This window comes from Kitasatospora sp. NPDC001527 (assembly GCF_040298605.1).
Lineage (GTDB): Bacteria > Actinomycetota > Actinomycetes > Streptomycetales > Streptomycetaceae > Kitasatospora.
Genome location: NZ_JBEPAM010000010.1, coordinates 61,686 through 88,500, shown reverse-complemented (window position 1 = coordinate 88,500; position 26,815 = coordinate 61,686). Strand labels below are relative to the sequence as shown.

General features: G+C 74.4%; 29 protein-coding genes. 16 read left to right on the top strand and 13 right to left on the bottom strand.

The window, feature by feature from the left end; all coding sequences use genetic code 11:
• Positions 1-106 precede the first annotated feature (106 nt).
• The 3 genes from ABT238_RS13395 to ABT238_RS13385 all read right to left on the bottom strand — a co-directional run bounded on the left by ABT238_RS13395 (position 107) and on the right by ABT238_RS13385 (position 1,396).
• On the bottom strand, positions 107-658 hold the full coding sequence (locus tag ABT238_RS13395; RefSeq protein ID WP_350757346.1) for a flavoprotein: 552 nt from the start codon (positions 656-658) through the stop codon (positions 107-109).
• Between the two features lie 100 nt (positions 659-758).
• The gene (locus tag ABT238_RS13390) at positions 759-1,211 is read right to left on the bottom strand and encodes an NUDIX domain-containing protein (protein WP_350757343.1); all 453 of its coding nucleotides are present in this window, start codon (positions 1,209-1,211) and stop codon (positions 759-761) included.
• Entirely contained in the window at positions 1,208-1,396 is a 189-nt protein-coding gene (locus ABT238_RS13385; RefSeq protein ID WP_350561026.1) for a hypothetical protein, read from the bottom strand. The genes ABT238_RS13390 and ABT238_RS13385 overlap by 4 nt, the downstream gene beginning before the upstream one ends.
• A 92-nt stretch (positions 1,397-1,488) precedes the next feature.
• Between ABT238_RS13385 and ABT238_RS13380 the strand changes: the two genes are divergently transcribed.
• On the top strand, positions 1,489-1,695 hold the full coding sequence (locus ABT238_RS13380; protein WP_350561024.1) for a hypothetical protein: 207 nt from the start codon (positions 1,489-1,491) through the stop codon (positions 1,693-1,695).
• Here ABT238_RS13380 and ABT238_RS13375 read toward each other — a convergent pair.
• The 3 genes from ABT238_RS13375 to ABT238_RS13365 form a co-directional block, all read right to left on the bottom strand.
• On the bottom strand, positions 1,678-2,247 hold the full coding sequence (locus ABT238_RS13375; protein WP_350757340.1) for an AAA family ATPase: 570 nt from the start codon (positions 2,245-2,247) through the stop codon (positions 1,678-1,680). The two genes, ABT238_RS13380 and ABT238_RS13375, sit on opposite strands and share 18 nt — an antisense overlap.
• 108 nt (positions 2,248-2,355) lie before the next feature.
• Positions 2,356-2,937 carry an HD domain-containing protein gene (locus tag ABT238_RS13370; protein ID WP_350561020.1) on the bottom strand — a complete coding sequence of 194 codons (582 nt, stop codon included), beginning with the start codon at positions 2,935-2,937 and terminating at the stop codon, positions 2,356-2,358.
• A gap of 13 nt (positions 2,938-2,950) precedes the next feature.
• On the bottom strand, positions 2,951-4,036 hold the full coding sequence (locus ABT238_RS13365) for a helix-turn-helix domain-containing protein (protein ID WP_502884146.1): 1,086 nt from the start codon (positions 4,034-4,036) through the stop codon (positions 2,951-2,953).
• 333 nt (positions 4,037-4,369) lie between these two features.
• Here ABT238_RS13365 and ABT238_RS13360 point away from each other — a divergent pair, with 333 nt between their 5' ends.
• The 4 genes from ABT238_RS13360 to ABT238_RS13345 all read left to right on the top strand — a co-directional run bounded on the left by ABT238_RS13360 (position 4,370) and on the right by ABT238_RS13345 (position 8,422).
• Complete coding sequence (locus ABT238_RS13360; protein ID WP_350757336.1) at positions 4,370-4,858, top strand: ATP-binding protein; 489 nt, start codon at positions 4,370-4,372, stop codon at positions 4,856-4,858.
• A 437-nt stretch (positions 4,859-5,295) separates the two neighbouring features.
• Entirely contained in the window at positions 5,296-6,927 is a 1,632-nt protein-coding gene (locus ABT238_RS13355) for a tetratricopeptide repeat protein (protein ID WP_350757333.1), read from the top strand.
• Positions 6,928-7,163: 236 nt separating this feature from the next.
• Positions 7,164-7,298, top strand: coding sequence for a hypothetical protein (locus ABT238_RS13350; protein WP_350561012.1), 135 nt, complete (start codon positions 7,164-7,166; stop codon positions 7,296-7,298).
• Positions 7,295-8,422, top strand: coding sequence for a methyltransferase domain-containing protein (locus ABT238_RS13345; RefSeq protein ID WP_350561010.1), 1,128 nt, complete (start codon positions 7,295-7,297; stop codon positions 8,420-8,422). Before ABT238_RS13350 ends, ABT238_RS13345 begins: the two co-directional genes overlap by 4 nt.
• 42 nt (positions 8,423-8,464) lie before the next feature.
• Here ABT238_RS13345 and ABT238_RS13340 read toward each other — a convergent pair whose 3' ends face one another.
• The 7 genes from ABT238_RS13340 to ABT238_RS13310 form a co-directional block, all read right to left on the bottom strand.
• Positions 8,465-9,244, bottom strand: coding sequence for an enoyl-CoA hydratase (locus ABT238_RS13340; RefSeq protein WP_350757330.1), 780 nt, complete (start codon positions 9,242-9,244; stop codon positions 8,465-8,467).
• Positions 9,245-9,351: 107 nt separating this feature from the next.
• The gene (locus ABT238_RS13335; RefSeq protein ID WP_350561006.1) at positions 9,352-10,386 is read right to left on the bottom strand and encodes an enoyl-CoA hydratase/isomerase family protein; all 1,035 of its coding nucleotides are present in this window, start codon (positions 10,384-10,386) and stop codon (positions 9,352-9,354) included.
• A 237-nt stretch (positions 10,387-10,623) separates the two neighbouring features.
• Positions 10,624-11,841 carry a fumarylacetoacetase gene (gene fahA / locus ABT238_RS13330; RefSeq protein WP_350757327.1) on the bottom strand — a complete coding sequence of 406 codons (1,218 nt, stop codon included), beginning with the start codon at positions 11,839-11,841 and terminating at the stop codon, positions 10,624-10,626.
• Positions 11,838-12,692, bottom strand: a complete 855-nt coding sequence (locus tag ABT238_RS13325; protein WP_350757324.1) for a hypothetical protein — start codon at positions 12,690-12,692, stop codon at positions 11,838-11,840. Before ABT238_RS13325 ends, fahA begins: the two co-directional genes overlap by 4 nt.
• Positions 12,689-13,903 (bottom strand): homogentisate 1,2-dioxygenase, encoded by a 1,215-nt coding sequence (locus ABT238_RS13320; protein ID WP_350561000.1) that lies wholly within the window; start codon positions 13,901-13,903, stop codon positions 12,689-12,691. The genes ABT238_RS13325 and ABT238_RS13320 overlap by 4 nt, the downstream gene beginning before the upstream one ends.
• Before the next feature lie 146 nt (positions 13,904-14,049).
• Positions 14,050-15,264, bottom strand: coding sequence for a 4-hydroxyphenylpyruvate dioxygenase (gene hppD / locus ABT238_RS13315; protein ID WP_350560998.1), 1,215 nt, complete (start codon positions 15,262-15,264; stop codon positions 14,050-14,052).
• 324 nt (positions 15,265-15,588) lie between these two features.
• Complete coding sequence (locus ABT238_RS13310) at positions 15,589-16,977, bottom strand: phosphoribosyltransferase family protein (RefSeq protein WP_350757321.1); 1,389 nt, start codon at positions 16,975-16,977, stop codon at positions 15,589-15,591.
• A gap of 321 nt (positions 16,978-17,298) precedes the next feature.
• Here ABT238_RS13310 and ABT238_RS13305 point away from each other — a divergent pair, with 321 nt between their 5' ends.
• The 11 genes from ABT238_RS13305 (at position 17,299) to ABT238_RS13255 (ending at position 26,774) form a co-directional block, all read left to right on the top strand.
• On the top strand, positions 17,299-18,588 hold the full coding sequence (locus tag ABT238_RS13305) for a sedoheptulose 7-phosphate cyclase (RefSeq protein ID WP_350757319.1): 1,290 nt from the start codon (positions 17,299-17,301) through the stop codon (positions 18,586-18,588).
• Positions 18,581-19,297 (top strand): cupin domain-containing protein, encoded by a 717-nt coding sequence (locus tag ABT238_RS13300; RefSeq protein WP_350757317.1) that lies wholly within the window; start codon positions 18,581-18,583, stop codon positions 19,295-19,297. The genes ABT238_RS13305 and ABT238_RS13300 overlap by 8 nt, the downstream gene beginning before the upstream one ends.
• On the top strand, positions 19,294-19,713 hold the full coding sequence (locus tag ABT238_RS13295; protein WP_350757314.1) for a hypothetical protein: 420 nt from the start codon (positions 19,294-19,296) through the stop codon (positions 19,711-19,713). Before ABT238_RS13300 ends, ABT238_RS13295 begins: the two co-directional genes overlap by 4 nt.
• A 297-nt stretch (positions 19,714-20,010) precedes the next feature.
• Positions 20,011-21,090: a 3-dehydroquinate synthase family protein gene (locus tag ABT238_RS13290; RefSeq protein ID WP_350757312.1), complete on the top strand. Its 1,080-nt coding sequence runs from the start codon at positions 20,011-20,013 to the stop codon at positions 21,088-21,090.
• 194 nt (positions 21,091-21,284) lie between these two features.
• Positions 21,285-21,839, top strand: a complete 555-nt coding sequence (locus ABT238_RS13285; protein ID WP_350757310.1) for a hypothetical protein — start codon at positions 21,285-21,287, stop codon at positions 21,837-21,839.
• The gene (locus tag ABT238_RS13280) at positions 21,836-22,246 is read left to right on the top strand and encodes a pirin family protein (protein ID WP_350757307.1); all 411 of its coding nucleotides are present in this window, start codon (positions 21,836-21,838) and stop codon (positions 22,244-22,246) included. The genes ABT238_RS13285 and ABT238_RS13280 overlap by 4 nt, the downstream gene beginning before the upstream one ends.
• On the top strand, positions 22,243-23,469 hold the full coding sequence (locus ABT238_RS13275; protein ID WP_350757304.1) for a zinc-dependent alcohol dehydrogenase: 1,227 nt from the start codon (positions 22,243-22,245) through the stop codon (positions 23,467-23,469). Before ABT238_RS13280 ends, ABT238_RS13275 begins: the two co-directional genes overlap by 4 nt.
• On the top strand, positions 23,466-24,224 hold the full coding sequence (locus tag ABT238_RS13270) for a cupin domain-containing protein (protein ID WP_350560980.1): 759 nt from the start codon (positions 23,466-23,468) through the stop codon (positions 24,222-24,224). Before ABT238_RS13275 ends, ABT238_RS13270 begins: the two co-directional genes overlap by 4 nt.
• Positions 24,221-25,078, top strand: coding sequence for an SDR family oxidoreductase (locus ABT238_RS13265; protein WP_350757301.1), 858 nt, complete (start codon positions 24,221-24,223; stop codon positions 25,076-25,078). Before ABT238_RS13270 ends, ABT238_RS13265 begins: the two co-directional genes overlap by 4 nt.
• A complete protein-coding gene (locus tag ABT238_RS13260) occupies positions 25,075-25,653 on the top strand; it encodes a VOC family protein (RefSeq protein WP_350560976.1) in 579 nt (192 codons plus the stop codon). The genes ABT238_RS13265 and ABT238_RS13260 overlap by 4 nt, the downstream gene beginning before the upstream one ends.
• Complete coding sequence (locus ABT238_RS13255) at positions 25,650-26,774, top strand: NAD(P)-dependent alcohol dehydrogenase (protein ID WP_350757298.1); 1,125 nt, start codon at positions 25,650-25,652, stop codon at positions 26,772-26,774. The genes ABT238_RS13260 and ABT238_RS13255 overlap by 4 nt, the downstream gene beginning before the upstream one ends.
• Positions 26,775-26,815 lie beyond the last annotated feature (41 nt).

Here is a 26,815-nt window from a genome sequence, read left to right as displayed (position 1 = left end):
CGCGTCGTCCTCGGTCAGCTCGGTGGCGTGGGCATCCGCGTGGACCCCCATACGCTCCAGTGGTAGTCCCCAGCTCTCATGCAGCCGGGCTGTCGACGCGGGTGGATCACTGACCACGCTGGTGCTGACTCGCAAGCTTCACGGGTCGGAGGAGGTCGAGGACGTGGGTCCAGTCGTACTGGTCGCGTGCGCCGCCGGATTTGGGTGGGTTGGGTGGGTGGTCGCTGATGAGGACGTTCATGGAGCGGAGGCGGGCCAGGCTTTCGCCGTAGGCGGGGTGGGCGGCGAGGGCGGAGTTGACGTAGGGCTGGGCGGCTATGGGGATTCCGAGTCCGTAGGCCTCGCAGAGGATGCCGAGGGCGAGGGTGTCGGCGTTGCCCTGGGCCCATTTGTTGATCGTGTTGAAGGTGGCGGAGACGATGGCGTCGGCCGGCGGCAGCGGGCGGGGGCTGCCGGGTGTGCGCCAGGCGGAGCGGATCGGGTGGCCGGTCTGCGCTTCGAGGGCTTCCTGGTCGAGGAATGGGAGCGCGTTGGGGGTGGCGATCACCCCGGCCTGCCAGCCTTCGGCGTGAGCGGCGGTGATCAGTTCGCCGACCCCGTCGGCGACGCCGGAGGCGCAGACGACGACGTAGAGGAACGGCTCGCGGTGCTCGGCCAAGCCTGAACTCCCTTTGGTGGTAGCACTGTCGGCCCCTGCGGATCGGGCCACCAGTATGCCCGGGTGTGTGTCGGAAGGTGCGGTGATGACCGCGGACACGTCACCCGCTGAGGTGGCGGCCGTTGGTCGTCCGCACGGCTGGTGCCGCGCCACCCCGCAGAGCGTCCAGGACGCGGACGGCGTACACCTCGGTTAGACGATCGGCGGCTTCCGCTGGAGTGAGCCAGTCGACGGCGGTTGACTCATCCGAGAGTCGCACGCTGCCGCCTTCCGGGCGGCAGCGGAAGACCAGGGCGACGACGCCACGGCTCGTGTTCGTGTAGACACCGGTCAGCCGCTCCAGGCCGACCTCGATCCCGGTCTCCTCGAAGATCTCCCGCCGCACCCCGTCCTCGATGGCCTCCGCTGGCTCCAGCACCCCACCCGGAGGCTCCCACGCTCCGTTGTCCGTCCGCCGGATCACCAGCACCCGGCCGTCCTCGCGGACCACGACCCCCGCGACGGAGACGGAGTGAAGCGGCGCCGGCCCACCGCTCGTCAGATCGGGGGTCACCTGATCTCCTCGACGAGGAGGTGCGAGCGGTCCTCGGTGCGGTGGGGGAGGAGCTCCTCGTGGATGGTGCGAGCGATGCCGGTTCCCCGCCATCGCTCGCGGACCATAACCTCGCACAGGGCGAAGGTGCGGGTGTCGGTTTCCAACGGCAGGCGGCCGGCGCCGGGGTGACCAGCCCCTTCCATCGGTAGGCCACCGTGCGGGCGAAGCCGTAGGCGTACTCGACCGCAAGGCCGTCGACTTCTCCGAACGCGCAGCCCCGGCGCGGGCCGCGGGCGTGCGCCCGCAGGCGCTCGGTGAACCGCTCGACGGAGAAGAACGGGTCAGCGGCGGGCTCCTGCGCGGAGACGTCGATCAGCCGGTGCTCGACGGCGGGCAGGTGGTCGGCGGTGAAGTGGTTGATGGTGAGGGCCGGGGCCATCGTGGTGCTCCTCCCGGTCTGTCGAACGTCTTCGGCGAGGTCTTCTCAGTGATCCGCTCGTGAACGCACGCGGCCGGTGACGCGGGCTGTGGTGAGGCCGGCGAGGATCCGGTCCACGGTCTGGTCGGGCGTCTGATGCGAGGTGTCCAGCCAGAGTCCTCGGCGCGGGGTGTCGTGGCGCAGGGCCTCGTCGAGGGTCTCGACCGCCCAGGGGCCTCCGTAGCCGTGTTTGCGGCGGCCGGCCTCCCGTTTCGCGATCTCGTCCGGCGTCGGGGCGAGGACGACCAGGTAGAGCGGCTCGGTCGTCACCGCGTCGAGGTAGGCGTCGAGGTGCTCGCCCAGCACGACGTCCTGGACGACGACGGTCCAGCCGGCCTCGGCGTAGAGATCCGCCACCGCTGCGGACGCCTGGTACCGGAGCCGCAACTGTGCCGTCGCCTCGGCGGACGGCTGCGGCGTGAACTCCTCGCGGCCGGACACGATCATGCGCCGGAAACCGTCGCCCCGCAGGTGCACGGAGCGCGGGAGCCGCTCGGCGAGCAGTTGCGCGACGGTGGACTTCCCGGAGGCCATGACCCCGGTGATGAGGACCACCGCGGAACCGAGCTCCTGCACTTCCAGCCTCCTGACCTGGCCCGCCTGGGCATCAATGGCTCCGGAACCACGACGTGTTGGTCACTCATGGTGCCACGCTCGACGTTCGACGCCGTCGGACAGGCTGCTTCAGCCGGGCTTCTCCCCGAGGGCGTGGCGGAGCCAGTCGAGGGAGTCGGTCGCCAGGACGGCGTCGGCGAGGTCGTTGGCGGTCTTCGTGGTCAACCGCCCGCGGCTGTTGTCGATCCAGCGCTGGGCGTTCGTGTAGCCCTGGGCCACGTACTCGACGCCTTGGAGCAGGCACTCCAACTTGTCGGCGTCGCGGGCGCAGATGGCTTCGGGGGACTCCTGGCCTTCGTATTCGGCGATGAGGTCCCGAGCGGTGGATGCCAGGATCTCCGGCATTCCGGCCACCTGGTCGGTGGTGACGGTCTGCGGGTCGGCGCTGGCCGCGTACTTCTTCCCGAGGTAGTTGACGTCGCCGGTGCGGGTCTCCGCGACGTCGTGCCAGGTGGCGAGGAACGCCGCCCGCGCGGGGTCGGCGCCTTCGAGCCTGGCGATGATCGAGGCGAGGAGCGAGGTCCGCCAGGAGTGCTCGGCGACCGACTCGGGATCGCGGACTCCGGCCATCCACCAGCCCGTGCGCTTGGTGTGCTTGAGCGTCCCGGCTTCGAACAGGAACCGAGCCACCGAGGACAGGTCATCGGACACCCTCGGACTCCTCTCACACCTCAGCGAGGCGAATCGCGTAACGAATGCTCTCGAGCTCACGCCGCCCGCGCGCCGAGACCTCAGGGCTATCCAACATCATGGCGAGCCTTTCGCGTAGGGCAGTTGTCGCTACTCCCAAGCGCAGTAGGTTCGGTCGCACCTTGAGCAGGGACCACACCGTGTGGATGTTCAGATCAAGGTACCCATGATCGGTGTTCAGACCTTCGGTCAAGTGTGTGAGCAGCTTGTGTCCGGACCAGTGTGCTGGTGTCGAGTCCGGGATGAAATCGTCGGAGAGCTCAAGCGGAAGCTCGCCGATCCAGTATGCCCAGTAGTTGAGGTTCGCGGTTGCGCCAGCATCATCGGCCAGGGCAGTGTCAATGAAATACGTGAGACGGTCCTGATCGCCGTGCCGGGCAGAGACCATCGCAGCGGAGCGGAGGTTGAGCCAGTTGCTCAGCCAGTCAGTCGGTCTTTGGGTTCGCTGCTGATGGGCGAGCCACGAACTGGTGTCATCCTGGTCGTCGAGACCTGCGAGGTAGAGCGCCTGGCGGCGGAGCAGAAACTGATCACTCCCACGAGCTTCCTCTGCGGTGCGCCGCATGTTAGCGAAGAACCGGGCGCGTTCAGAAGCGGAGAGATCGGGTCCGGCCGGTGCGGGACCTCGCCGCGCTCGGGCAGGCGCCGGAAGCTTCCGAATACCTCGTGGGGCGAGGCCACTGAGCGGCCAAGCCAAGAGCTCGATGAGGTCACGCTGCATCACCATCGACCCCAGCGGGCTTGCTGTTTCCGACACGGCGTCTTCAAGCACACTAGCGAGAAGTACGTCAGCCTCGAGGGCGTGTTCAAAGGCATGCAGAAGCGCGGGTGTGGTGCCTAATTGCATGAGCCGATGGCGGGTCGCGAGCATCTGCCCGAATGGGACGGCGGTGAGCGGCCGTCGACCGCTCTCCCAGCCGGCGATCGTGTCGGCCGAGACTCCGATCTTTTCCGCGAATCCCTCCTGGGTGAGGCCATGCTGCTCTCGTATTACTCGGAGGACATACCCAGAGACCACGCCCGAGCGCGGACGAATTGACACTCCCTGACTGCTGGTCAGGGTTCGGTGTGGTCTGGATCGCACAGGAGTCCCCACCTTCGGGAGTGCGCACCGGCGTACTCGTACTGACAGTCACTGCAGGTTCTGGTCTCGGGCTTCTACCGTCGTAGTCGTCCCGGTCGAGGCTATCCGGAGGCTCTCTGACGTGCCTCACTCTTCCCCGAACGGGTGACGGAATAGCCCTAGTTCGTTTCACCCGGAGGTGCCGTGATGGCTCCAGTTCCCGTTCCCGGGGCAAGCGCGCAGGAGTACGAGGTTCGGGTCGGTGCCGACGCACTCTGCTCCGCGTATGTCGTCGGGCCAGCTCGCGCACGTCGAGAAGGGGTGGTTGCCGTGACCAGCGGCCTCGGGCCACAGCCCTGCCCGCGAGCTCCGTACGGCGTTCAGAAGGCCACGTGGGCGGTCGGCCAGGCGCCCGCAGCCGTCGCTCGTCTCCGTGCCGATGTCGCTGACGTTCTCCAGGAGTGGGGGGTCGACGCAGACGACGATCAGCTGTTCGCCGTGGTCCTCGTCCTCACGGAACTGGTGACCAATGCTGGCCGGTACGGCCGGCCTTGCCTGGGGCTGATCGACGTGGACCTGTGGCTGGAAGGCCGCCGCGTTGTCATTGCGGTCATGGACAGCAGCACCGACGCCCCGGTGATGCGCGAGGTCGGCGCCGACGGCGAGTCCGGGCGGGGCCTTCGGCTGATCGGTGCGTACGCCGAGGCGAGCGGCTACGAGATCCACCGCACTGGCAAGCGAGTGTGGGCCGTGATCGGCCCACACGTTGCTCCCGAGGGCGAGGCCTTTCTGCTGGACGCCGCACAGATTGTGGTCTGACCCTGCGCTCCCGTTCCTGCTCCGTTCGGCTCCTCCTGCCGTCACCCCACCGAGGATGCACCCCCTTGATCAGCAACGCGGTCATCGATTCGCACGCCCAGATCATCGTGCAGGCGGGCACGGTCGTCGGGGGAATCACCCTGTCCGCACCGCCACCCCGGCCGGTGCCGCGTCTGCTGCCTCGCCGACGGCCGCTCGTGGGGCGGGGCGAGGAGCGTGCACGTCTTGGCGCGCTCCTCGCCGCCGACGACTCCCTGCCGGTACTCATCACCGGGGCTGAAGGCATGGGCAAGACCGCCCTGGCCGTTGACCTTCTCCATCGCCGCAATGCCCCCGGACCGCACCTGTACGCGGACCTCGGTGGCAGCAGGAGCGCGTCCGGCCCGACACGGCCGGACGCGGTCATCGCCCGGTGGCTCCGAGCCCTCGGGGCCACCGTGCCCGCTGACCTGGACGAGGCCCACGACCTGTACCGCACGCTGACCGCGGGGCAGCACACCTCCGTCCTCCTGGACGACGCGGCTACCGCTGCTCAGGTCGAGCGGCTGATCCCGGCCGGCTCCGGTCCTGTACTCGTCACCGCGCGGTGGCCGCCGCCGGAACTGCTCGCCACCGGCGTCCATCACCACCGGCTCGGCCCATTGCCCGCCGACGCCTCCCGGGAGCTTCTCCTCAGCATCGGCTCCCTACCGCGCCCTCGCATCGCCGAACTCGCCGCAGCCTGTCAGGGCATACCGCAGGCCCTCCTCCTGGCCGGCGCCACCCTCCTCCCCACACCCCGCACCAACACGGAGACCGTCGTGTTTACCGCCTTCACCGCCACCTACAACGCCCTCGCCCCCCAAGCGGCCCGCCTCTACCGGATCGTCGGCCTGCTGCCCAGCGCCGACCTCACCATCGACCTCGCGATGGCCGGTGCCGCCGCCGGGCTCGACCCGGCGGCCACCGCGGACGCGTTCAGTGACCTCGCCGAGGCACAGTTACTCTTCGCGCCGGTCACGGACAGCGGGCGATGGGAGTTCGTCTCATCCGGGGCCCGCGCCCACGCCGCGTCCCTCGACACCGAGGATCGCACCAGCGTGATCCGAAGGGCCCTCGACTGGCTGACCGCCGAGACCACGGCCGCCTCCCGCCTGGCCGCCCCCTACCGCGACCCGCTCGACGCGCCCCTCGTCTTCCCTCCACCACACCGTGCGGATCACCATCCCGACCAGGCGCTCGACTTCCTCCGAACCCGCGGCCCCCACCTCGACGCCGCACTGACCACCGCCGAGGCCCACCACCCGGCGATCGTCCCCCACCTCGTGTTCGCCGCCTGGCCCCACTACCTCCGCACCCGCCACTACCGGGAATGGCTCGACCACCACGACCGCGCCCTCACCGCCCTCGGCACCCCGGCCAGTGACGTCGAACGTCGCCTCTACCGCGAACTGCTCGGCGCCCGCGCCACCGTTCTCCGCGCGCTGAACCGCGTCCCCGAGGCACTGACCGACTGCCACCGGGCCCTCGCCACCGCCAGGGAAACCAACGACCGCCCCGGGATCGCCCAGCACGACCACGACCTCGGCGCGGCCTACCGCCGGGCCGGCGCCCACACCCTCGCCCGCCAGCACTTCGACCGCGCCCGGAGACTCTCCATCGACCTCGGCCGCCACCGCGGCGCCGCCCTCGCCCACCTCGAACTGGCTCTCACGGACGCCGACCTCGGCGAGGACGCCACCACCGTCACCGACCGGCTCTCCGTCGCCGAACGCGGCCTCCTGGCGACCGGCGACCCCCTCAACTCCCACAAGGCCCGCGCCTGGCGCGGCCGGATCCTCGCCACCGACGGCCGGGTCACCGACGCCCGACCGGTCCTCACCTCCGCCCTGGAAGGCTTCCGCGAGCAGAACGCCCGGCTGTGGGAGGCCCGCACCCTGAGCTGGATCGCCGACGTCGACAGGCAGTGCGGGCGCACCGGCGACGCGATCACGCTGCTCCGCCACGCCGCAACCCTCTACGAGCACCACAGCCCCGCCGACCACGCCCACGTCACCGGCGCCCTGCGAGACCTCCGGAGCCGGACGTGAACGACGGCTCCGGGGACGACGGTTCCGAGCGGGTCTGGGCCGCCTACGGAGTGTCGGTGGCGGCGCTCCTGCACCTCGTCGCCACCGCCCTGGTGCTCATCAACCGCTCGCACTGAGAGGAGGAGCACGGCCGTGTCCCAGCCCGCCCAGAAGCCGCCCAAGCCCAAGCCCGCGAACCCGCCCACACCCCGCCCGCCCGACCGGTAGGCGCGCAGCACAAGACCGAGGAGGCCCCCATGGCCTGGGGAACCGACAAGAACAGCAACGGCAAGCACGGGGGCAAGAAGGACCCCGGCACCGCCAAGCCGTCGCCCGACGGGTCGCGGCCGCTGCCCGAGCCCAAGCACCGGAAGGACGACGACAAGAAGTGACGGACTCCGTGCATCAACCGGGGCAGGCCGCCGTGCGCGGCCTGCTCCGGGCCGTCGGCGAAGCGCTCGGCGGCCCCGTTCCCCGCGAGTGGCGGGAAGCGATCGAGGCGGTTCCGCGCCACCGCTTCCTCCCCGCTCGGATCTGGCTGGACGATGGCGGCGGGGGCTACGAGCCGTGTGACGACCAGCGCCGGTCGGAGGCCGCCTACACGGACGTGCCGATCGTCACCCAGGTGAACGACGGTCAGGTGCCGGCCGACCCGGCCGACGCGTGGCCGTCCTCCTCCGCCTCGGCGCCCTCGATCGTCGTGCGGATGCTGCGCGACCTCGATGTCCGCCCGGGCACGCGGGTGTTGGAGGTCGGCACCGGGACCGGGTGGAACGCGGCGTTGCTGGCCCACCGGGTCGGGGCGGGGAACGTCGTGTCGGTCGAGATCGATCCCGACGTCGCGCGGCAGGCGCGAGCCGCCTTGAACGGCAGCGGTGTGGAGGTCGTCCGCGCGGACGGTGCGGCAGGCTGGAGCGGACGCGCGCCCTACGACCGGCTCGTTTCCACCTGCTCCGTGCGCCGCGTGCCGTGGGCGTGGATCGAGCAGACCAGGCCGGGCGGCATCGTCCTCACGCCGTGGGACAACCCGATGATCTGCTGGGGGCTGCTCAACCTCACCGTCGAACGCGACCGCGCGCAGGGGAGGTTCGCTCCGCACTCGGCGTTCATGCTGATGCGCACCCAGCGGCAGGACCTGCGGATCTTCCGCGACGTCGTCCGCGATGAGCACGTGCCGGCGGAGAGCCGCACCTCGCTGGACCCGCGGCAGGTCACCGGAGACGCGTGGGAGGCCCGGTTCGCGCTCGGCCTGCGGCTCGGCGACGTGTGGACCGCCTGGGAGGAGGACGCCGCCCGGCTCTGGGTGGCGACCACCGACGCCCGGTCCTGGGCCGCCGTCGACGACGACGGCACGGTGGGGCAGTACGGGCCGCGCCGGCTCTGGGACGAGGTGGAGGAGGCCCACCGCTGGTGGGAGCGGCAGGGGAGGCCCGGCCCGGAGCGGTTCGGGTGGACCGTGGTCGAGGGAGAGCAGTGGGCCTGGCTGGACCGGCCCGGCCGGAGGGTGTCGAGGTGAGCCGGGAGGCCCCCGGTGGCCCGGGGGCCTCCCGCCGGCGCGTCAGCGGTGCTTGAACTGGGCCGGGCGCTTCTCGGCGAAGGCGGCCATGCCTTCCTTCTGGTCGGCGGTGGCGAAGGCGGCGTGGAAGAGGCGGCGCTCGAAGCGGACGCCCTCGGCGAGGGTGGTCTCGAAGGCGCGGTTGACGCTCTCCTTCATCATGATCGCCGCCGGGGTGGACATCTCCGCGACCTTCTCGGCGGTGGCGAGCGCCTCGGCGAGCAAGTCGTCGGCGGGGACGATGCGGGAGACCAGGCCGGCCCGCTCGGCCTCCTCGGCGCCCATCATCCGGCCGGTCAGGCACAGCTCCATCGCCTTCGCCTTGCCGACGGCCCGGGTGAGGCGCTGCGAGCCGCCGATGCCCGGGATCACGCCGAGCTTGATCTCGGGCTGGCCGAACTTGGCGGTGTCGGCCGCGATCAGGATGTCGCAGAGCATCGCCAGCTCGCAGCCGCCGCCCAGCGCGAAGCCGGCCACCGCCGCGACGACCGGCTTGCGCAGCTGGCCCAGGCGGTCCCACGGGCCCAGCCAGTCGTCCAGGTAGACGTCGGGGAACCGGTTGCCCTGCATCTCCTTGATGTCGGCACCGGCCGCGAACGCCTTCGCCGACCCGGTGATCACCAGACAGCCGATCTCCGGGTCCCGGTCGAACGCGGTGGCCGCGGCCACGACCTCGTTCATCAGCCGGGTGTTGAGCGCGTTGAGCGCCTCCGGCCGGTTGAGCGTGATCAGGCCGACCCGGCCCTTGCGGTCCACCAGGATCGTCTCGTAGGTCTCGGTCATCGCCGTTGACTCCCATTCCGTTGCGCGCTCTGACGGACCCACGATCTACGAACCGGCCCGCCTCGCGCCAGTCTCGGTCCGCGAGACGGTGGTCACCCGTTCGCAGGTCAGGCGACGGACCAGTCCCCGTCGGCCGGTGGTTCGAAGAACGCGGCGACCGTCGCCTCGTCGACCCCGGCGAGGGTGGCCGGGGACCAGTGCGGGTCGCGGTCCTTGTCGACCACCTGCGCGCGGATGCCCTCGACGAGGTCGTGGTGGGTCAGCGCCGCGCAGGACACCCGGTACTCCTGCGTCAGGGTCTCCTCCAGCGAGCCGTGCGCCCGTGCGCCGCGCAGGGCGGCCAGCGTCACCTTGAGCATCGTCGGCGAGCGCTCGGCGAGCTCCTCGGCGGCCTGCTTGGCCGCCGGGACACCGCTCGCCACCAGCCGCGCCGTGATCTCCTCCACGCCGTCGGCCGCGTAGCAGGCGTCGATCCACCCGCGCTGCTCGGCGAGCGGCGCGGCCGGGGCCTCCTCGACGAACCGGGCGAGCACCTCCTCGACGGGCGAGCCGGCGAGGCCGGCCAGCAGCTCCGGCAGCTTCGCCGACGGCACGAAGTGGTCGGCGAACCCGCACAGCAGCGCGTCCCCGGCGGTCATCGAGGCGGCGGTCAGCCCCAGGTGGGTGCCCAGCTCGCCCGGCGCGCGGGACAGCAGCCACGTCCCGCCGACGTCCGGCACCAGACCGATCCGGGTCTCCGGCAGGGCCACCACCGAACGCTCGGTGACGATCCGCACCGACCCGTGGGCGGAGACGCCGACGCCGCCGCCCATGGTGATGCCGTCCATCACCGCCACGTACGGCTTCGGGTACCGCGAGATCAGCGCGTTCAGCCGGTACTCGTCCCGGAAGAACGCGCGGGTCGCGGCCCCGCCCGCCTTGGCGTCGTCGTGGAACGCCCGGATGTCGCCGCCCGCGCACAGCCCGCGCTCGCCGGCGCCGGTCAGCACCACCACCCGCACCGCGTCGTCCCCGGCCCACGCGTCCAGCGCCGCCCGGACGTCCAGGATCATGCCGTGCGTCAGCGAGTTGAGCGCCCGCGGCCGGTCGAGCACGATCCGCCCCGCCGCGCCGTCCCGCCACACCCGCACCTCGTCACCCATCGTCCCCACTCCCGTCTGTCGTCGACCGGTCCGTCTCGCCAAGATCTCCGCCGTCACCGTACCCGGGGGCGCTCGCGCGGCCGCAAGCACGAAGGCCGCAAGCGCGAAGGCCGCAAGCACGAAGGCCGCAAGCACGAAGGGCGGCTCCGGTCGGTGACCGGGCCGCCCTTCGTCCGGCGGGGGAGGGTGGTTCTCAGGGGCCTCAGGGGCCTCAGGGCCTCAGCGGCTCCAGCGGCCTCAGGGGACGATGCGGCCGGTAACCTCGCCGAAGCCGATGACGGTGCCCTCGGGGCCGGGGGCGGTGGCGGTGATGGTCACCTCGTCGTCGTTCTCCAGGAAGGTGCGGGTCGAGCCGTCCGGGAGCTTGAGCGGGTTCTCGCCGTTCCAGGTGAGCTCGATGAGCGCGCCGCGGGTGTCGGGCTCGGGGCCGCTGACGGTGCCGGAGGCGAACAGGTCACCGGTGCGCAGCGAGGCGCCGTTGACCGTCATGTGGGTGAGCTGCTGGGCGGCCGTCCAGTACATCGAGGCGAACGGCGGGCGGGAGACGGTGTGGCCGTTGAGGCGGATCTCCATCGCGAGGTCCAGGGCCCAGGGCTCGCCGTCGCGGTCGTCGAGGTAGGGGAGCGGTTCGACGTCGCGGGCCGGCGGGGTGACCCGGGCGTGCTCCAGGGCGTCCAGCGGCACGATCCACGGCGAGACGGAGGTGGCGAAGGACTTGCCGAGGAACGGGCCGAGCGGCACGTATTCCCAGGCCTGGATGTCGCGCGCGGACCAGTCGTTGACCAGGCAGACGCCGAAGACGTGCTCGCGGAAGCGGTCCAGGGGGACGGGCGTGCCGAGCGCGGAGGGCGCGCCCACGACGAAGCCGACCTCGGCCTCGATGTCCAGCCGGCGGGTCGGGCCGAAGGACGGGACGGCGTCCGCCGGAGCCTTGCGCTGCCCGTGCGGGCGGACCACCGGGGTGCCGGAGACCACCACGGTGCCGGAGCGGCCGTGGTAACCGATCGGCACGTGCTTCCAGTTGGGGGTCAGCGGCTCCGAGCCGGGACGCAGGATCCGGCCCAGGTTGGTGGCGTGGTGCTCGGAGGCGTAGAAGTCGACGTAGTCGGCGACCTCGAACGGCAGGTGCAGCCGCACCTCCGCCAGCGGCAGCAGCAGCGGGGTGAGGGCGTCCCGGTGGGACTCCTCGGTCAGCCAGCGGGTGAGCGCGGTGCGCACCTCGGTCCAGACCGGACGGCCCGCGGCCAGCAGCGGGTTGAGCGAGTCGGCGTCGAGCAGCACGGACGGCTCCCCGGCGGCGCGGGCGGCGGCGCCGGCGTCCAGGACGAAGTCGCCGACGCGCACGCCGATCCGCCGCCCCGGCCGGTCGCCGGCCGTGAAGACGCCGTACGGCAGGTTGTGCACGCCGAACGGCGAGTCGTTCGCGGGGGCGAGCCAGCTGCGGGGGGTGGTCAACGGTCCTCCTGGGGCGTGGGGTCGGGCGACAGCAGGCCGAGGGCGGCCAGGTCGTCCAGGGGCTCGGCGATGCTACAGGTGCCGAACGCGGTGAACGAGTTGCGAATCACCGTGACCTGACGGTCGGTCAGCGCCAGGACGGCCTTGGCGAGCAGCTCGCCGGAGCGCTCGGCGAGCACCTCGGCCGCTGCCGCCCGGTCGGTCTCCTGCGCGGCCAGCAGGACGTTCAGGAAGCCGTGGTGCTCGAAGCCGGTCGCCGGGTCGGTGTGCCGGACGGCGTGGTGCAGGCCGGCCGTGCACTTGTACGGCAGGCCGCGCTGCGCGCAGCCGGTGAGGAAGCCGGCCAGCTCCTCCTCGTCCGGGAAGGCGCCGGCGACGACGCCGCCGGTGCGGAACTTGGCCCGGTACGGGCTGTCCACCAGCACGTCCAGCACCTCGTCCAGGCCGTCCCCGCGCAGCAGTTCGCGCGGCAGCTCGACGGCCGCGGGTACGTCCGCCGGCAGCAGCAGGTCGAGCGCGGCGACCGCCTCCCGGGCGTCCCGGGTGGCGAGTTCGACGCCGGCCACCTCGAAGGGCGCCGCGGCGGAGAGGGCCGGGCCGAGCTCGGCGCTGCCCCCCGGCAGCACCAGCCCGACCCGGAGGCGGGGGCCGCCGTCCCGCGCCGCGGCCGCCAACTCGTCCAGCCGGCCCGCCCCGCAGAGGAACGGGCCGACCGCGTCGGCGTACCGGGCGGTGCGGTGTGAGCGGTGTGCGGGCACCGCCTCGGCGACGGGCAGGTTCCCCGGCGGGAACACCGCCGCGTCGTCGAACAGCCCCCGGAAGAGCGGGGGGATCACGGGTGCGGCGCTCACTGCTGCGGCCCCCGACCGGCCCAGGTCCAGGCGTAGTTCGCGTCCTCGGAGGCGCGGCCGCCCTCGCCCAGCTCCAGCGGGCGGAAGGTGTCCACCATCACCGCGAGCTCGTCGAAGAACTCGGCGCCGATGGACCGCTCGTAGGCGCCCGGCTGCGGGCCGTGGGTGTGGCCGCCGGGGTGCAGCGAGATGGAGCCCTGGCCGATGCCCGAGCCCTTGCGCGCGGCGTAGTCGCCGCCGCAGTAGAACATGACCTCGTCGCTGTCCACGTTGGCGTGGTAGTACGGCACCGGGATCGACAGCGGGTGGTAATCCACCTTGCGCGGAACGAAGTTGCAGATCACGAAGCCGTTGCCCTCGAACACCTGGTGGGCCGGCGGCGGCTGGTGGATCCGGCCGGTGATCGGCTCGAAGTCCCGGATGTTGAACGCGTACGGGTACAGGCAGCCGTCCCAGCCGACCACGTCGAACGGGTGGTGCGGCACGGTGTACCGGGTGCCCGCGATGCCGTTCGGGCCGCGGTGCTTGACCAGCACGTCGACGTCCCCCGCTCCGGATGACGCCGTCTCGACCGGCAGCGGGCCGGACGGGCCGCGCAGGTCCCGCTCGCAGTACGGCGCGTGCTCCAGCAGCTGGCCGTACTTGGAGAGGTAGCGCTTGACGGGGGTGATGTGGCTGTTCGCCTCGATGCAGTAGGCGCGCAGCGGCTCGTCGCCGGCCGGCACCCAGCGGTGGGTGGTCGCCCGGGGGATGATCACGTAGTCGCCCTGGCCGACCTCCAGCGTGCCGAAGACCGTCTCCAGGGTGCCGGCGCCGGACTCCACGTACACGCACTCGTCGCCGAGCCCGTTGCGGTACAGCTCGCTCGGCGCCCCGGCGGCGACGTAGGAGATCCGCACGTCGCCGTTGCCGAGGACGAGCCGGCGCCCGGCGACGACGTCCGCGGACTTCCAGTCCTGGCCGGTGAACAGCTCGTGCAGCTTGAGGTGGCGGGGGAGCAGGGGGTGGTTGGGCACCGTCGACTGGTCGGGCAGCTCCCACGGCACGGCGTTCACGACGGCCGAGGGGATGCCCCGGTGGTAGAGCAGCGAGGAGTCCGAGGAGAACCCCTCCTCGCCCATCAACTCCTCGTAGTACAGCCCGCCTTCGGGCGTGCGGTGCTGCGTGTGCCGCTTGGGCGGGATGCTGCCAAGCTGCCGGTAGTACGCCATCGTCCCTGCTCCTCCCGGACCTTCCTGTGGCCCAGAGCTTCCTACGGCTTCAGCGGTGGCTGTGCGCCCCGGAGGCTTTCGGCCCCGGGGGCGGTCGGCCCCGGAGGTGGCGCTCCGGAGACCGCCAGCCTCCGGGGCGGCCCGCCTCAGAGGTTGCCGCGGCGCTCCTGCTCGCGCTCGATGGCCTCGAAGAGCGCCTTGAAGTTGCCCTTCCCGAAGCCCAGCGAGCCATGCCGCTCGATGAACTCGTAGAAGACGGTCGGACGGTCGCCGATCGGCTTGGTGAAGATCTGCAGCAGGTAGCCGTCCTCGTCGCGGTCGACCAGGATGCCGCGGCTCTTCAGCTCCTCGATCGGCACCCGGACCTTGCCGATCCGCTCGCGCAGCTCGGGGTCGTCGTAGTACGAGTCGGGCGTGTTCAGGAACTCGACGCCGCGCGAGCGCAGCACGTCCACGGTGGTGAGGATGTCGTTGGTGGCCAGCGCCATGTGCTGGCAGCCCGCGCCGGTGTAGAACTCCAGGTACTCGTCGATCTGCGACTTCTTCTTGGCGATGGCCGGCTCGTTGAGCGGGAACTTCACCCGGTGGTTGCCGCTGGCGACGACCTTGGACATCAGCGCGGAGTAGTCGGTGGCGATGTCGTCGCCCACGAACTCGGCCATGTTCACGAAGCCCATGACCTTGTTGTAGAAGGTGACCCACTCGTCCATCTTGCCGAGCTCGACGTTGCCGACCGCGTGGTCCAGGGCCTGGAACAGGCGGCGCGGCGAGCCCTCCGGGTGCCGCACCTTGCTCTGGGCGGCGATGTAGCCGGGCAGGTACGGGCCGGTGTAGCGGGAGCGGTCGACCAGGGTGTGGCGGGTCTCGCCGTAGGTGGCGATCGCGGCGCGGCGCACGGTGCCGTGCTCGTCGGAGACGTCGTTCGGCTCCTCCAGCACGGTGGCGCCCTGGGCGCGGGCGTGCGCGATGCACTTGTCGACGTCCGGGACCTCCAGGGCCAGGTCGACGACGCCGTCGCCGTGGCGGCGGTGGTGGTCCAGCAGCGGGCTGTCGGGGGAGACGCCGCCCTTGATCACGAAGCGGCAGGATCCGGAGCGCAGCACGTAGGCCTTGCGGTCACGGCGGCCGGTCTCCGGGCCGGAGTAGGCGACCAGTTCCATGCCGAAGACGACCTGGTAGAACTGGGCCGTCTGGGTGGCGTTGCCCACCACGAACACGACGGCGTCCTGCGCGGTGACCGGGAACGGGTCGGTGGCCGGGTCGTGCTCGACGAGGCCGACGAGGCGGCGCAGCTGCTCGGCGTCGAGACCGGCCTCGCGCTCCTCGGGGGTCAGCTCAAGGGCGTGGGACTGCGGGGTCATCGGTCGTTCCTCCACATTGAGGCCTCGGCATTGAGGCATCCGCTTGAGGCGGCCGCTCCGCGGGGATGGGGCGAGGGGGATGCGGGCGGCTGAGCGCAGAGCTTGCTCCAGTCGGGGGGGTTGGGCAACAGGTCGGTTTTTCACTGTTCAATGTGTACAAGGTGATCAGGAAATCGCTGGTCGTGCTGTGCAGAATGCTCGGTCGATCCGGGGTGTTTCACGAGTTCTGCGTAACGGCCCCGACCGGGCGTGTGCGCTGGTCAGGAGGGGGTGGGGTCCGGGCGGGGGCGGCGGCTCGGGACCCGGGAGCGGGGGCTTTGGGTCTCAGGGGGCGCGGGGGACGAGGTGGCCGGCGAACCAGTCGCGGGCCAGCTCGGCGACCCGGTCCAGCGTGCCGGGCTCCTCGAACAGGTGACCGGCGTGCGGGACCACCGCCAGCTCACTCTCGCAGCGCAGCCGCTCGCGCGCCCGGCGGTTCAGGTCGATCACCGCCTCGTCCCGGCCGCCGACGATCAGCAGCGTCGGCGCGAGCACGGCGCCCAGCGCGTCCGCCCCGGCGAGGTCCGGCCGCCCGCCCCGGGAGACCACCGCGCCCACGCCGTGGCCCAGCCGGGCGGCCGTCCACAGCGCGGCGGCGGCCCCGGTGCTCGCGCCGAACAGGCCGAGCGGCAGGAACGGTCCGCCGTCCCGGCGGGCCTGCTCGGCGGGCAGCGCGCGCGCCACGTCGGTGAGCCGGGCGCCCAGCAGGGCGACGTCGAAGACGTTGCGCCGGTCCTCCTCCTCGTCCTCGGTGAGCAGGTCGAACAGGAAGGTGGCCAGGCCCGAGCGGTTCAGGGCCCCGGCCACATGGCGGTTGCGCGGGCTGTGCCGCCCGCTGCCGCTGCCGTGCGCGAACACCACGATGCCGCGGGCGCCCGCCGGGACCGTCAGCCGGCCGGTCAGCCGGGCCCCGGCGGCGGGCAGCGTCAGCTCGCGGTCGGACGCCGGCACCGTGGCGTCGGACGCGGGCACCGTGCCGTCGGGCGCCGACCGTTCGCCCAAGGGCGCCGGCCCGGCTTCGTCACCGGTGCGGGCCGCGGCGAGGTGGCGCAGCACCTCGGCGTCCTCGGTCTGCGAGAAGTCCGCGTAGAACTCGCCGATCGCGAAGAACGGCGACGGCGTGCCCACGCAGACCAGTTCGTCGGCGACCCCGCTCAGCCGCTCCGTCCAGTCCGGCGGCGCCACCGGCACGGCGAGCACCACCCGCGCCGCGCCGCGCGCCCGCACGATCAGGCAGGCGGCCCGCGCGGTCGAGCCGGTCGCGATGCCGTCGTCGACCACGACCACCGTCCGCCCGCGCAGGTCGACCGGCGGGCGGCCGCCCCGGTAGCGGTGCGCCCGGCGCTCCAGCTCCGCCCGTTCGCGGGCCTCCACGGCGGCCAGCTGCTCCGGGGTCACCCCGGCGGGCCGCAGCACCTGGTCGTTGATCACCCGCACCCCGTCCTCGCCGATCGCCCCCATGCCCAGCTCCGGCTGGTACGGGACGCCCAGCTTGCGGATCACGCAGATGTCCAGCGGCGCGCCGAGCGCGGCGGCCACCTCGGCGGCCACCGGGACGCCGCCGCGCGGCAGGGCCACCACCACGGTGCCGGGGCCACGCAGGTGCCCCAGCAGGGCGGCCAGCCGGCGGCCCGCGTCGGTGCGGTCGGTGAAGTGGGTCCTGGTGGCGTGCATGGTGTCGGCCTCCGTGTTCCACCGTACGTCGCCCGTACAGTGCCCGGGGCCGGGGCCGGGGCCGGGGCGGGGGCGGGGGCGGGGGCGGTCGCGGTGCGGGGGACGGCGGGCGCGGCGGTGCGGGCGCCGCGGGCCGTCCCGTCGCCGCGCCGGCCGGTCCCGGGCCGTCCCGGGCCGTCCCGGGCGGGACCGGGACGCGGATGGGGCCGGCCGCCCGTGCGTCCGGGACGGCGGGCGCGCCAGCGTGGTGCACACCGGCCCGTCGGGCCCTCCCTCACCCGTCGGGCCGCCCGAGCCGTCGCCCGCCGAAGGAGCCGACCTGTGTCCATCCCCCACCCGCAGCACCGTCCCGGCACGCCCGGCGCCCCCGGCGCGGACGTCCACGGCCTGCACGCCACCGGCGACCCGGTGAGCGGCGCCCACGCCTGGACGGTCGCCACCGCGTTGCCCGTCCGCTACCGGGTCCGCTTCGTCCCCGGCGTGCTGGACCCGCGCAACCCGGCGCTCGCCCGGGCCGGCGGCCCGCCCGGGCGCCGGCTCGTCGTCGTGGACGCCCGCGTCCACGAACTGCACGGCCACCGCCTGCGCCGCTACCTGGACGCCCAGGACGTCGAGTACGAGACGCACGTCCTGCTGGCCCACGAACAGGTGAAGACCATGGACGCGGTGTTCCAGGTCGCCGACCGGATGGACTCCTTCGGGATCTCCCGCCGCGGCGAACCGGTGATCGCGGTGGGCGGCGGCGTACTCACCGACGTCGTCGGCCTCGCCTGCAGCCTCTACCGCCGCTCCACGCCCTTCGTCCGGGTGCCGACCACGCTGATCGGCCTCGTCGACGCGGGCGTCGGCGCCAAGACCGGCGTCAATCACGGCCGCCACAAGAACCGCCTGGGCAGCTACCACCCCGCCGTCGACACCCTGCTCGACCCGGGCTTCCTCACCACCCTGGACCGGCGCCACCTCGGCAACGGGCTCGCCGAGATCCTCAAGGTCGCCCTGATCAAGGACGCGGACCTCTTCTTCCTGCTCGAACGTCACGGGCGCGCCCTGCTCGACAGCGGCTTCCAGTCCCCGGCCGCCGGCGCCGCCGTGCTCGGCCGCGCCGTCCACGGCATGCTCCAGGAGCTCCAGCCCAACCTCTGGGAGCACCGCCTGGAACGCCTGATGGACTACGGGCACTCGTTCAGCCCGACGGTCGAGATGCGCGCGCTGCCCGAACTCCTGCACGGCGAGGCGGTCTGCGTCGACATGGCGCTCACCACCGTCGTCGCCCGGCGCCGGGGCCTGCTCGACGCGGGGCAGGCCGAACGGATCCTGCGGCTGATGCGGCGGCTCGAACTGCCCGTCTGGCACCCGCTGATGGAGCCCGTCACGCTCGCCGAGGCGCTCGCCGACACCGTCCGCCACCGCGACGGGCGGCAGCGGCTGCCGCTGCCCTGCGGGATCGGCGCGGGCGTCTTCGTCGACGACCTCGGCGGGGCCGAACTCGGCGACGCCGCCGGCTGGCTGCGCACCTGGTCGGCCACCGAGGCCACCGAGGCCACCGAGGCGGCGGGCGCGGGCGCGGCCGGAGCGGCGGGATCGGTGCGGGGGAGTGGGACACGTGCGTAGCGCCGTCGTGGTCGCCGACACCACCGCCCCGGCCGACGTCCACGGAGTGCACGGCGCGGCCGGGATCACCCAGTGGACCTGCCTCGCCCGCCGGGCCGGACTCACCGGCGGCTGGGAGGCCGTCGAATGGGCGCGCGTCCCGGTGGGCGGCATCAGCGGCGAACACCTCCACACCCGCACCCGTGAGGTCTACGTCCTGCTCGCCGGAGAGGGCGAGGTCACCCTCGACGGCCACCCGTACGCCGTCCGCGCGGGCGACGCCGTCCTGACGGCGCTCGGCACCCGGCACGGCCTGCGCAACACCGGGGCCGGACCGCTGGAGTGGCTGGTGATCGAACTGCCCGCCGACCCGCCGGCCCGCGGCCGCGCCGGTCGCGCCGGCCCGGTCGGCAGCACCGTCGTCCGCGACCTGCGGCGCACCGGCCCGCTCGACCCGTCCGCCGTCATCGGCGGACCGCTGCGCCTGCTGCGGCACGTCGAACTGGCCACCGGTGAACGGGACGTCCTGCTCGCCGACGGCGTCGAGCACACCGCCTTCGTGACCGGCGGCCACGGCCGGGCGGGCGCCGGGAACGTCCGGGTGCCGCTGCGCCCCGGAACGGCGTTCACCCTGCCGCTCGGCACCGCCCTGGACCTCGCCGCCGGCCCCGGCGGGCTCTCCTACCTGCACGCGGAACTCGTGCCGGCGCGAGGCGGTGAGCCGCGATGATCGTCACCCGCACGACCGCGCCCCGCCTGCTCCTCGGCCCCGGCGCCCAGCGGATCCGCACCCGCTGCCTCGCCCGCCGGGGCATGCTGCACAGCGAGTGCGAGGCCTTCGAGCACGTCCACCTCGGCCCGGGCGCCTGCTACGACCTCACCGGCCGCGACGGCACCGAGGCCGCCTGGTACGTGCTGCGCGGCCCGGTCGTCCTGCTCGACTGCCCGGACCACCCGCTGCGCATGCTCGACCGCGGCACTCTGCTGCTCGCCCCGCGCGGCGAGTCCGTCCACCTGCACGGCGGCCCGCTCGGCGCGGAACTGCTCTGCCTGACCGTCCTGCCGGACCGGGTGAGCGCCGCCCTGCCCGAACGCCGCCCCGAGGTCGCGCGCCGCGCCGTCCCGGCCGGGGGGCCGCCGGGGTAGCGGGCCCGGCGGCGGCCGTCCTCGGCGGCCGGCCGCGAGGGCCGTACGTACCGGGCCCGTCCCGACCGTGGTGGGACGGGCCCCGGGCATGCCGGGCGTACCCCTAGGGGCCCGTCCCGGCCCGTCCCGGCCGCGCCCCGGCCCGTCCCGGGCGCCGGCGCGGGGCGCGGTGGGGGCCCGGGGCTCAGGCGGGCGGGGCGGCGGGCGGCGCAGCGTGGAGGCCATAGGACGAAGCCCGGACCTCGGGCTTCGGACCTCGCAGTTCGGGCTTCGGAGTTCGGACGGGAGGAGGCCATCATGCGTCGCAGTGTCCGGCTCGACCGGCGGATCCAGGCCGGTGCCGCCCAGGTCTTCCTGGCGGTGCGCGGCGGCGAGCCGTCGTGGTCCGAACTCGGGACGCGGCTCGACGGCCTGCGGGCCGAGCGGTTCCTCGTCGTCACCGACGGCACCGCGCCCGAGGCCACCCTGGCCGCCGTCCGCGCGCTCGCCGCCGACCGGGCGCCCACCGCCGTGCACGACCTGCGCGACGGACCGCTGCCGGCCGCCGCCCGCGCCGGCGCCGTGGTCCTCGCCGTCGGCGGAGAACGCGCCTGCGGGCTCCCCGCCGAGGTGCGGTTGCCCACCGACCTGGCGGCCGCGTGCGGTCCCGCCCTGGCCCTGCACCGCCCCGTCCCGAACGCGCTGGTCTGGGTCCGGGCCGACCAGCTCGCCGCCCGCCCCGCCGCGTGGACCCGGGCCGGGACGGTCGCGGTCGTGCGCCACGTGCTCGCCGTCTGCCCCGCCCAGTACCCGACGCTCGCCGCCCTCCTCCACCCCGGGGCCCGGTACGACGAGCCGACGCTCACCGCCCTGATCGCCCTGTGCGCCGACGCGCGGGCCGCGCTGGTCTGCTTCGACCCCGACGAGACCGGCCCCGCGCTGGCCCTCGGCTACGGCCGGAGCCTCGCCGCCGCGGTGCGGGCCGTGGCCGGTCCTGACCTCGCCCCCGGCGACGCCGAGGCGCTCGGCCTGGTGCTCGCCGCCCGGGTGGCGGAGCGGCTCGGCCTGGCGGCCGGGGCCACCGGCTGGGCGCACCGGGACCTGCTGGCCCGCAACGGCTCGGCGACCGCCCTGCCCGGCGGCGTCGACGTGGACCGGCTCACCGTCGCGCTCGTCAACGCCGCCGCCCCCGGGCTGCTGCTGCTCGCCGACCTCGGGCGCCCGTACTGCGCCGACGGCAGGCTGCTGACCCGGGTGGACGCCGCGGTGCTGAGGGCCGCTGTCGAGGGCCTGGCCGACCCGGTGGGCACGGGCGTCCCGCGCAGCCGGGCCGCCGTCACCGAACCCGCCCTGGCCGGCGCCGTCCCGGCCGCCGGGTCCGGGTCGGGTGCGCTGTGAGGCGCCGGGGGCGCGGGCCCGGGTGCCGTCCGGGTGCCGTCCGGGCCGGGTCCGGGCCCAGGCCGGGAACGGGCCGGGCGCAGTCCGGGAACAGGACAGGACCGGGTCCCCGTGCGGCCGGGACGGCAGGCGGCCCACCGTGGAGAACAGATACGGCCCAGTACGGACCGCAGACACCAGAAGGAGCACCCGTCATGTCGGGCACCGTCATCACCGACCTCCGCCGCCGCGGCGCCGTCGACCCCACCCGGGTGCTGACCGGACCGCTGCGCGCCGTCGGACTGCAGTGGCTCGACCCGGGCCGCAGCGTCGAGATCACCGCCGAGGGCGTCGAACGCGCCCTGTACATCACGGCGGGCTCGGGCACCGCCACGGCGCCGGAGGCCGAGGCCGGGAACGAGGAGTCGGCGGAGGCCGACGCCGGGATCCCGCTGGTCGAGGGCACCGCCGTGACCCTGCCGCTCGGCGCGCGCACCGTGTTCACCGCCGGCACCGCCGGGCTCGAGTACTTCCACGCGGTGCTGGCCGTCGCCGGCCACCCGGGGCGGGCCATGGCCCACCCGGCGGCGGAACGGCCGGCAGCCGAACCGCCGGCCGCCGAACGGCCGGCCACCGAACAGCCGGCCGCCGAACGGCCGGAGAGCGCGCGACCGGCCACCGGACAACCGGCGGCCGAACCCGCCGAACCCGCCGACCATCCCGACCGCCCCGACACCCCTCCGAGCACGAAGGGAGGCGAGCCAAGGTGATCGTCACCACCGCGACGGCCTCGGCCGCCGTCATCCTCGGCCCGAACGGCGAACGCGTGCGGCTGCGCTGCCTGGCACGCCGCTCCATGCTCGCCAGTGCCTGCGAGAGCTTCGACCACCTGCGGCTCAGCCCCGGCGCCCACCACGCGCTGCCGGGGCGGCCCGAGGGCGAGACCGTCCTGTTCGTGGCGCGCGGGTCCCTGCTCGTCGGACAGAACGCCGAGGAGCCGGACCACCTGGCCGTCGACGGCGACCTGCTGCTGGCGACCCGGGGCCGCACGCTGCTCCTGGAGGCCGGCCCGCTCGGGGCCGAGGTGCTCTGCCTCGCCCTGGCCGCGCCCCGCCGCACCACCGCGACCAGGCGCTCCCTGGCCCGGCGGCGCGCCGAACGGCGGAGCCGGCCATGACCGGCTCCGCCCCCGCCTTCGGCGAGGCCCCCGCCACCACGGCGGGGGCCCGCCGTTCGGGCGCCCGCGCCACCATGGCGGCGCTGCGCATCGAGGGCCCGCACCGCGTCGTGCTCGCCCGGGAACCCCGGCCGGCGCCGCCCGGACCGGACGCCGTCCTCGTGCGCACCTCCCTGGTCGGCCTGTGCGGCACCGACCTCGAACTCCTCCACGGCACCGCCGCGTACCTGCGCGACGGGCGGGCCCGCTACCCACTGGTCCCCGGCCACGAGTGGTGCGGCACCGTCACCGAAGTCGGCCGCGACGTCACCGAGTTCGCGCCCGGCGACCGGGTGGTGGGCCACACCATGGTGCACTGCGGCCTGTGCCGGATGTGCCGGCGCGGCCGCCGCCCGCTCTGCGAACGCCTCACCGAGGTCGGCCTCTACGGCCGCCCGGGCGCCGCCGCCGAGTACGTGGTGCTGCCGGAGCGCTCGCTGTCCCGGATCCCCGGCCAAGTACCGGACCGGGCGGCGGTGTTGACCGAACCGGCGGTGACCGTGGTAGCCGGCCTCGAACGGGCCCGCTGCCGCCTCGGCGACCGGGTGATCGTCCTCGGCACCGGCACGATCGGCCTGCTCGCCGTCCAACTCGCCGCCCGGCTGGGCGAGTCGGTGGACGCCGTGGGCATCGACCCGGCCGGACGGCGGCTCGCGCTGCGCTGCGGCGCGCGCCACGCCCTGAGCCCCGAGCAGGCGCTCGCCGCCGGCCTCGCCCGGTACTCGCTCGCCGTCGAGGCGGCGGGCGCGGCTCAGGCGTTCGCGCTCGGCCTGGACCTGCTCGAACCGGGCGGCCGGCTCGCCGTGATCGGCGTGGCCGCCGGCCCGTGCCCCGACTTCGACCCGGGCCGGCTCGCCCTGCGCGGACTGGAGGTGATCGGCGTGCGGCACGGCCTGGACCACTACGACCGCACGCTGCGGCTCTTCCGCGACGGCGTGCTGACGGCCGAACCGCTGATCGCCGCCGTGCTGCCGCCGTCCGCCGGGGCGCAGGCCTTCCGGATGCTGGCGGGCGGGCGCAGCGGACCGCCCAAGGTACTCCTCGACTTCGGCCGCGCCGGCGACGAGCCCGGCCGCGCCGGCGACGCTCCGCCCGCCGCCCTCCCCACGGCTCCCCGACCCGCAGGCCCCGACCCCGACCCCGACCGCGCCACAGCCACAGCTACCGAAGGAGATCTCGCGTGATCCTCGTACCCGCCGCCATCCCCCGGACGGCCCCCGTGTTCCGGCGGCTGATCGACCCGCGCCACCTGCCCACCGCGCACGGCGGACTGACCGTCGAGACCCTGCCGCCCGGCGTCCGCGTCGAGCACCACCCCTCCCGGGTGGGCGAGGCCGTGACCCTGGTGCTCTCCGGCGGTATCCGCTCGGCCGGGCGCGTGCTCGGCCCGGGCGAGGGTCTCTACCATCCGCCCGGCAGCGCCTGCGGACTCACCGCCCTGCCCGGCGCACCCGCCGCCGTGCTGACCGTACGGCCCGTCGCGGTGCCCGGCGACCGGCCCGCGCTGCGCCCCCACCCCGTTCCGCTCGCGCCGCCCGGCCCGGCGGTGCCCGCCGCGCGCACCGGAGACGGCGCGCCGGTCGCGGGCTCGGCCGGCATGGCGGTGCGCTGGCTGGCCACCGGCGAGACGGTCGGCGCCCGCCGGCTCACCGTCGCCGCCTCGGTGTTCGGTGCCGGCGGCAGCCACGACCTGCACCGGCACCCGCGCGCCGACGAGTTCTTCCTCGTCCTGTCCGGCGCCGGCACCCACCTCACGGCGAGCACCGCCGTCCCGCTCCGCGCCGGGGACCTGGTGTTCGTCCCGGCCGGCGAGTGGCACGGCTTCCGGACCGGCCCGGCCGGCCCGACCGCCGCCCTCTACGGCTACCTGGGCGCGCCCAGCCTGGCCCTGGCCGGCTACCAGGTCCGCCCCGCCACCGTGCCGGAGGCCGGCCGATGAGCATCCCGGGACCGCACCACTGGCACCCCGACGGCGGCGCGTGGCCGCCCACCGTGGCGGTCGTCACCGGCGCCAGCTCCGGCATCGGCCGGGCCGCCGCCGTCGCCCTGGCCCGGGCCGGGCACGCGGTGGCGATCGGCTACCGCACCGACCGGGCCGCCGCCCGCCGCACGGCCGCGCTGGCCGGCGGGCGGACCATGCTGCTGCCGCTCGACCTCGCCGACCCGGCGGCCGCCGCGCGAGCCGTGCACGCGGCCGCCGAACAGCTCGGCGGGATCGACATCCTGGTCAACTCCGCCGGGATCAACCACCGTTCACCCGTCCTGGAGGAGAGCCTGGACGACTGGCGGCGGATCCTCGCCGTCGACCTCACCGGCCCCTTCGCCTGCGCCCAGGCCGCCGCCCGCCGGATGGTCGCCCAGGGGCGCGGCGGGCGGATCGTCAACGTCACCTCCGTCCACGAGTTCACCCCGATCCTGGGCGGCGCCGCCTACTGCGCGGCCAAGGGCGCGCTCGGCGGGCTCACCCGGGTGATGGCCCTGGAACTGGCGCCCCACGGGATCACCGTGAACGCCGTCAGCCCCGGCGAGACCGCCACCCGGATGAACGGCGTCCTCGACGACCGCGACCTCACCGGCCACCCCCGGCCCGGCATCCCGGTGGGCCGGCCGGGGCGGGCGGCCGAGGTCGCCGCCGCCATCGTCCACCTGACCGGCCCGGACGCCGCCTACACCACCGGCGTCTCGCTCACCGTCGACGGCGGCATGAGCCTGATGAGCGCGGTCGCCAACCAGCGCGACGCCGTCCACGAGAAGCCGTTCCGGCCCGAGGCCCCCGGAAGGAGCGCCCCATGACCGGCATCCCCGGCGCGCGCGCCGTGCACCACGTCGCCTACACCGTCCCCGACCTCGACCAGGCGGTGACGTTCTTCACCGACGTGCTCGGCGCGCGCCTGCTCTACCGGCTCGGACCGGTCGCCGCTCCTGACGGGGACGGCGACTGGATGACCCGCCAACTCGGCGTCCACCGCTCGGCGGTGGCGCACATCGCGATGCTGCGCCTCGGCCCGGTGAGCAATCTGGAGCTCTTCCAGTACACCACCCCGGACCAGCGCCGCGAGCAGCCCGCCAACAGCGACCTGGGCGGGCACCACCTCGCGATCGCCGTCGACGACGTGGACCGCGCCGTCGCCTACCTGCGGCGCCAGCCCGGGGTCGAGGTGCTGGGCGAACCGCAGACCGTCGCCGACGGCGGGCCGATCGACGGCGACCGCTGGGTGTACTTCCGCACGCCCTGGGGGCTCCAGCTGGAGGTGCTCGCCATGCCGCCCGGCATGCCCTACGAACGGTCCACCGCCGACCGGCTGTTCACGCCCCGGGCCCCGTGGGACATCGCCGCCGCACGGCCGGGCGGGACGGATCCGGCATGATCGAGACCACCGCCGCCGTGGTGCGCGAGACCGGCGGGCCGTTCCGCCCGGAGACCGTCCGGCTGGACGGCCCGCGCGCGGACGAGGTCCTGGTCCGGATCCACGCCGTCGGGATCTGCCACACCGACCTGAGCGTGCGGGCCGGCCGCACGCCCGCGCCGCTGCCGGCCGTCCTCGGCCACGAGGGCGCGGGCACCGTCGCGGCGGTCGGCGAGGCCGTCACCCGGGTGCGGCCCGGCGACCGCGTCGTGCTGACCTTCGACTCCTGCGGTGCCTGCCCGCCCTGCCGGGACGGGCTGCCGGTGCGCTGCGACCACTGGGCCGCGCTCAACCTGTTCGGCGGCTTCCGGCCGGACGGCAGCGCCACCGTGCACGGCACGGGCCGCCACCGCGGCGCCGCGCTGCACGGCCACTTCTTCGGCCAGTCCTCCTTCGCCGGGTACGCGCTCGCCGACGAGCGCAACGCCGTGCCCGTCACCGGCCCGCCGGTGCCCTTCGAACTGCTGGCGCCGCTCGGCTGCGGCGTGCAGACCGGCGCGGGCGCGGTCCTCAACGTACTGCGGCCCGAACCCGGCGACACCCTGGTGGTGTTCGGCGCCGGCGCGGTCGGGCTGGCCGCCGTCCTGGCGGCGCGCTCGACGCCGGTGGTGCGGATCGTCGCCGTCGACCTGCGCCCGGAGCGGCTCGCGCTGGCCCGCGGGCTCGGGGCCACCGACGCCGTGGACGCCCGCGCCGGGGACCCGGTGGCGGCGGTCCGCGAACTGACCGGCGGGCGTGGCGCGCAGCACACGCTGGAGACCAGCGGCAGCGTCCGCGCGCTGCGCCAGGCGGTGGAGGCGCTGGCCGTCGGGGGGACCTGCGGGGTGGTGGGCGCGCCGCCGGCCGGCAGCGAGGTGGGCCTGGACGTGCCCGGGCTGCTCGCCCGGGCTCCCCGGATCGTCGGGGTGAACCAGGGGGCGAGCGTGCCGGGCCGGTTCCTGCCGGTGCTGGTGGACCTGCTGCGCGCCGGACGGCTGCCGGTGGACCGGCTGGTGCGGACCTTCCCGTTCGCGGCGGTCGAGGAAGCGGCCGCGGCGGCGGAGTCGGGGGAGGTGGTGAAGCCGGTGCTGGTCCTGCGCTGAGCCGCTGAGCTGCACCGACGGGCCCGCCGTCGCGTCCGCCG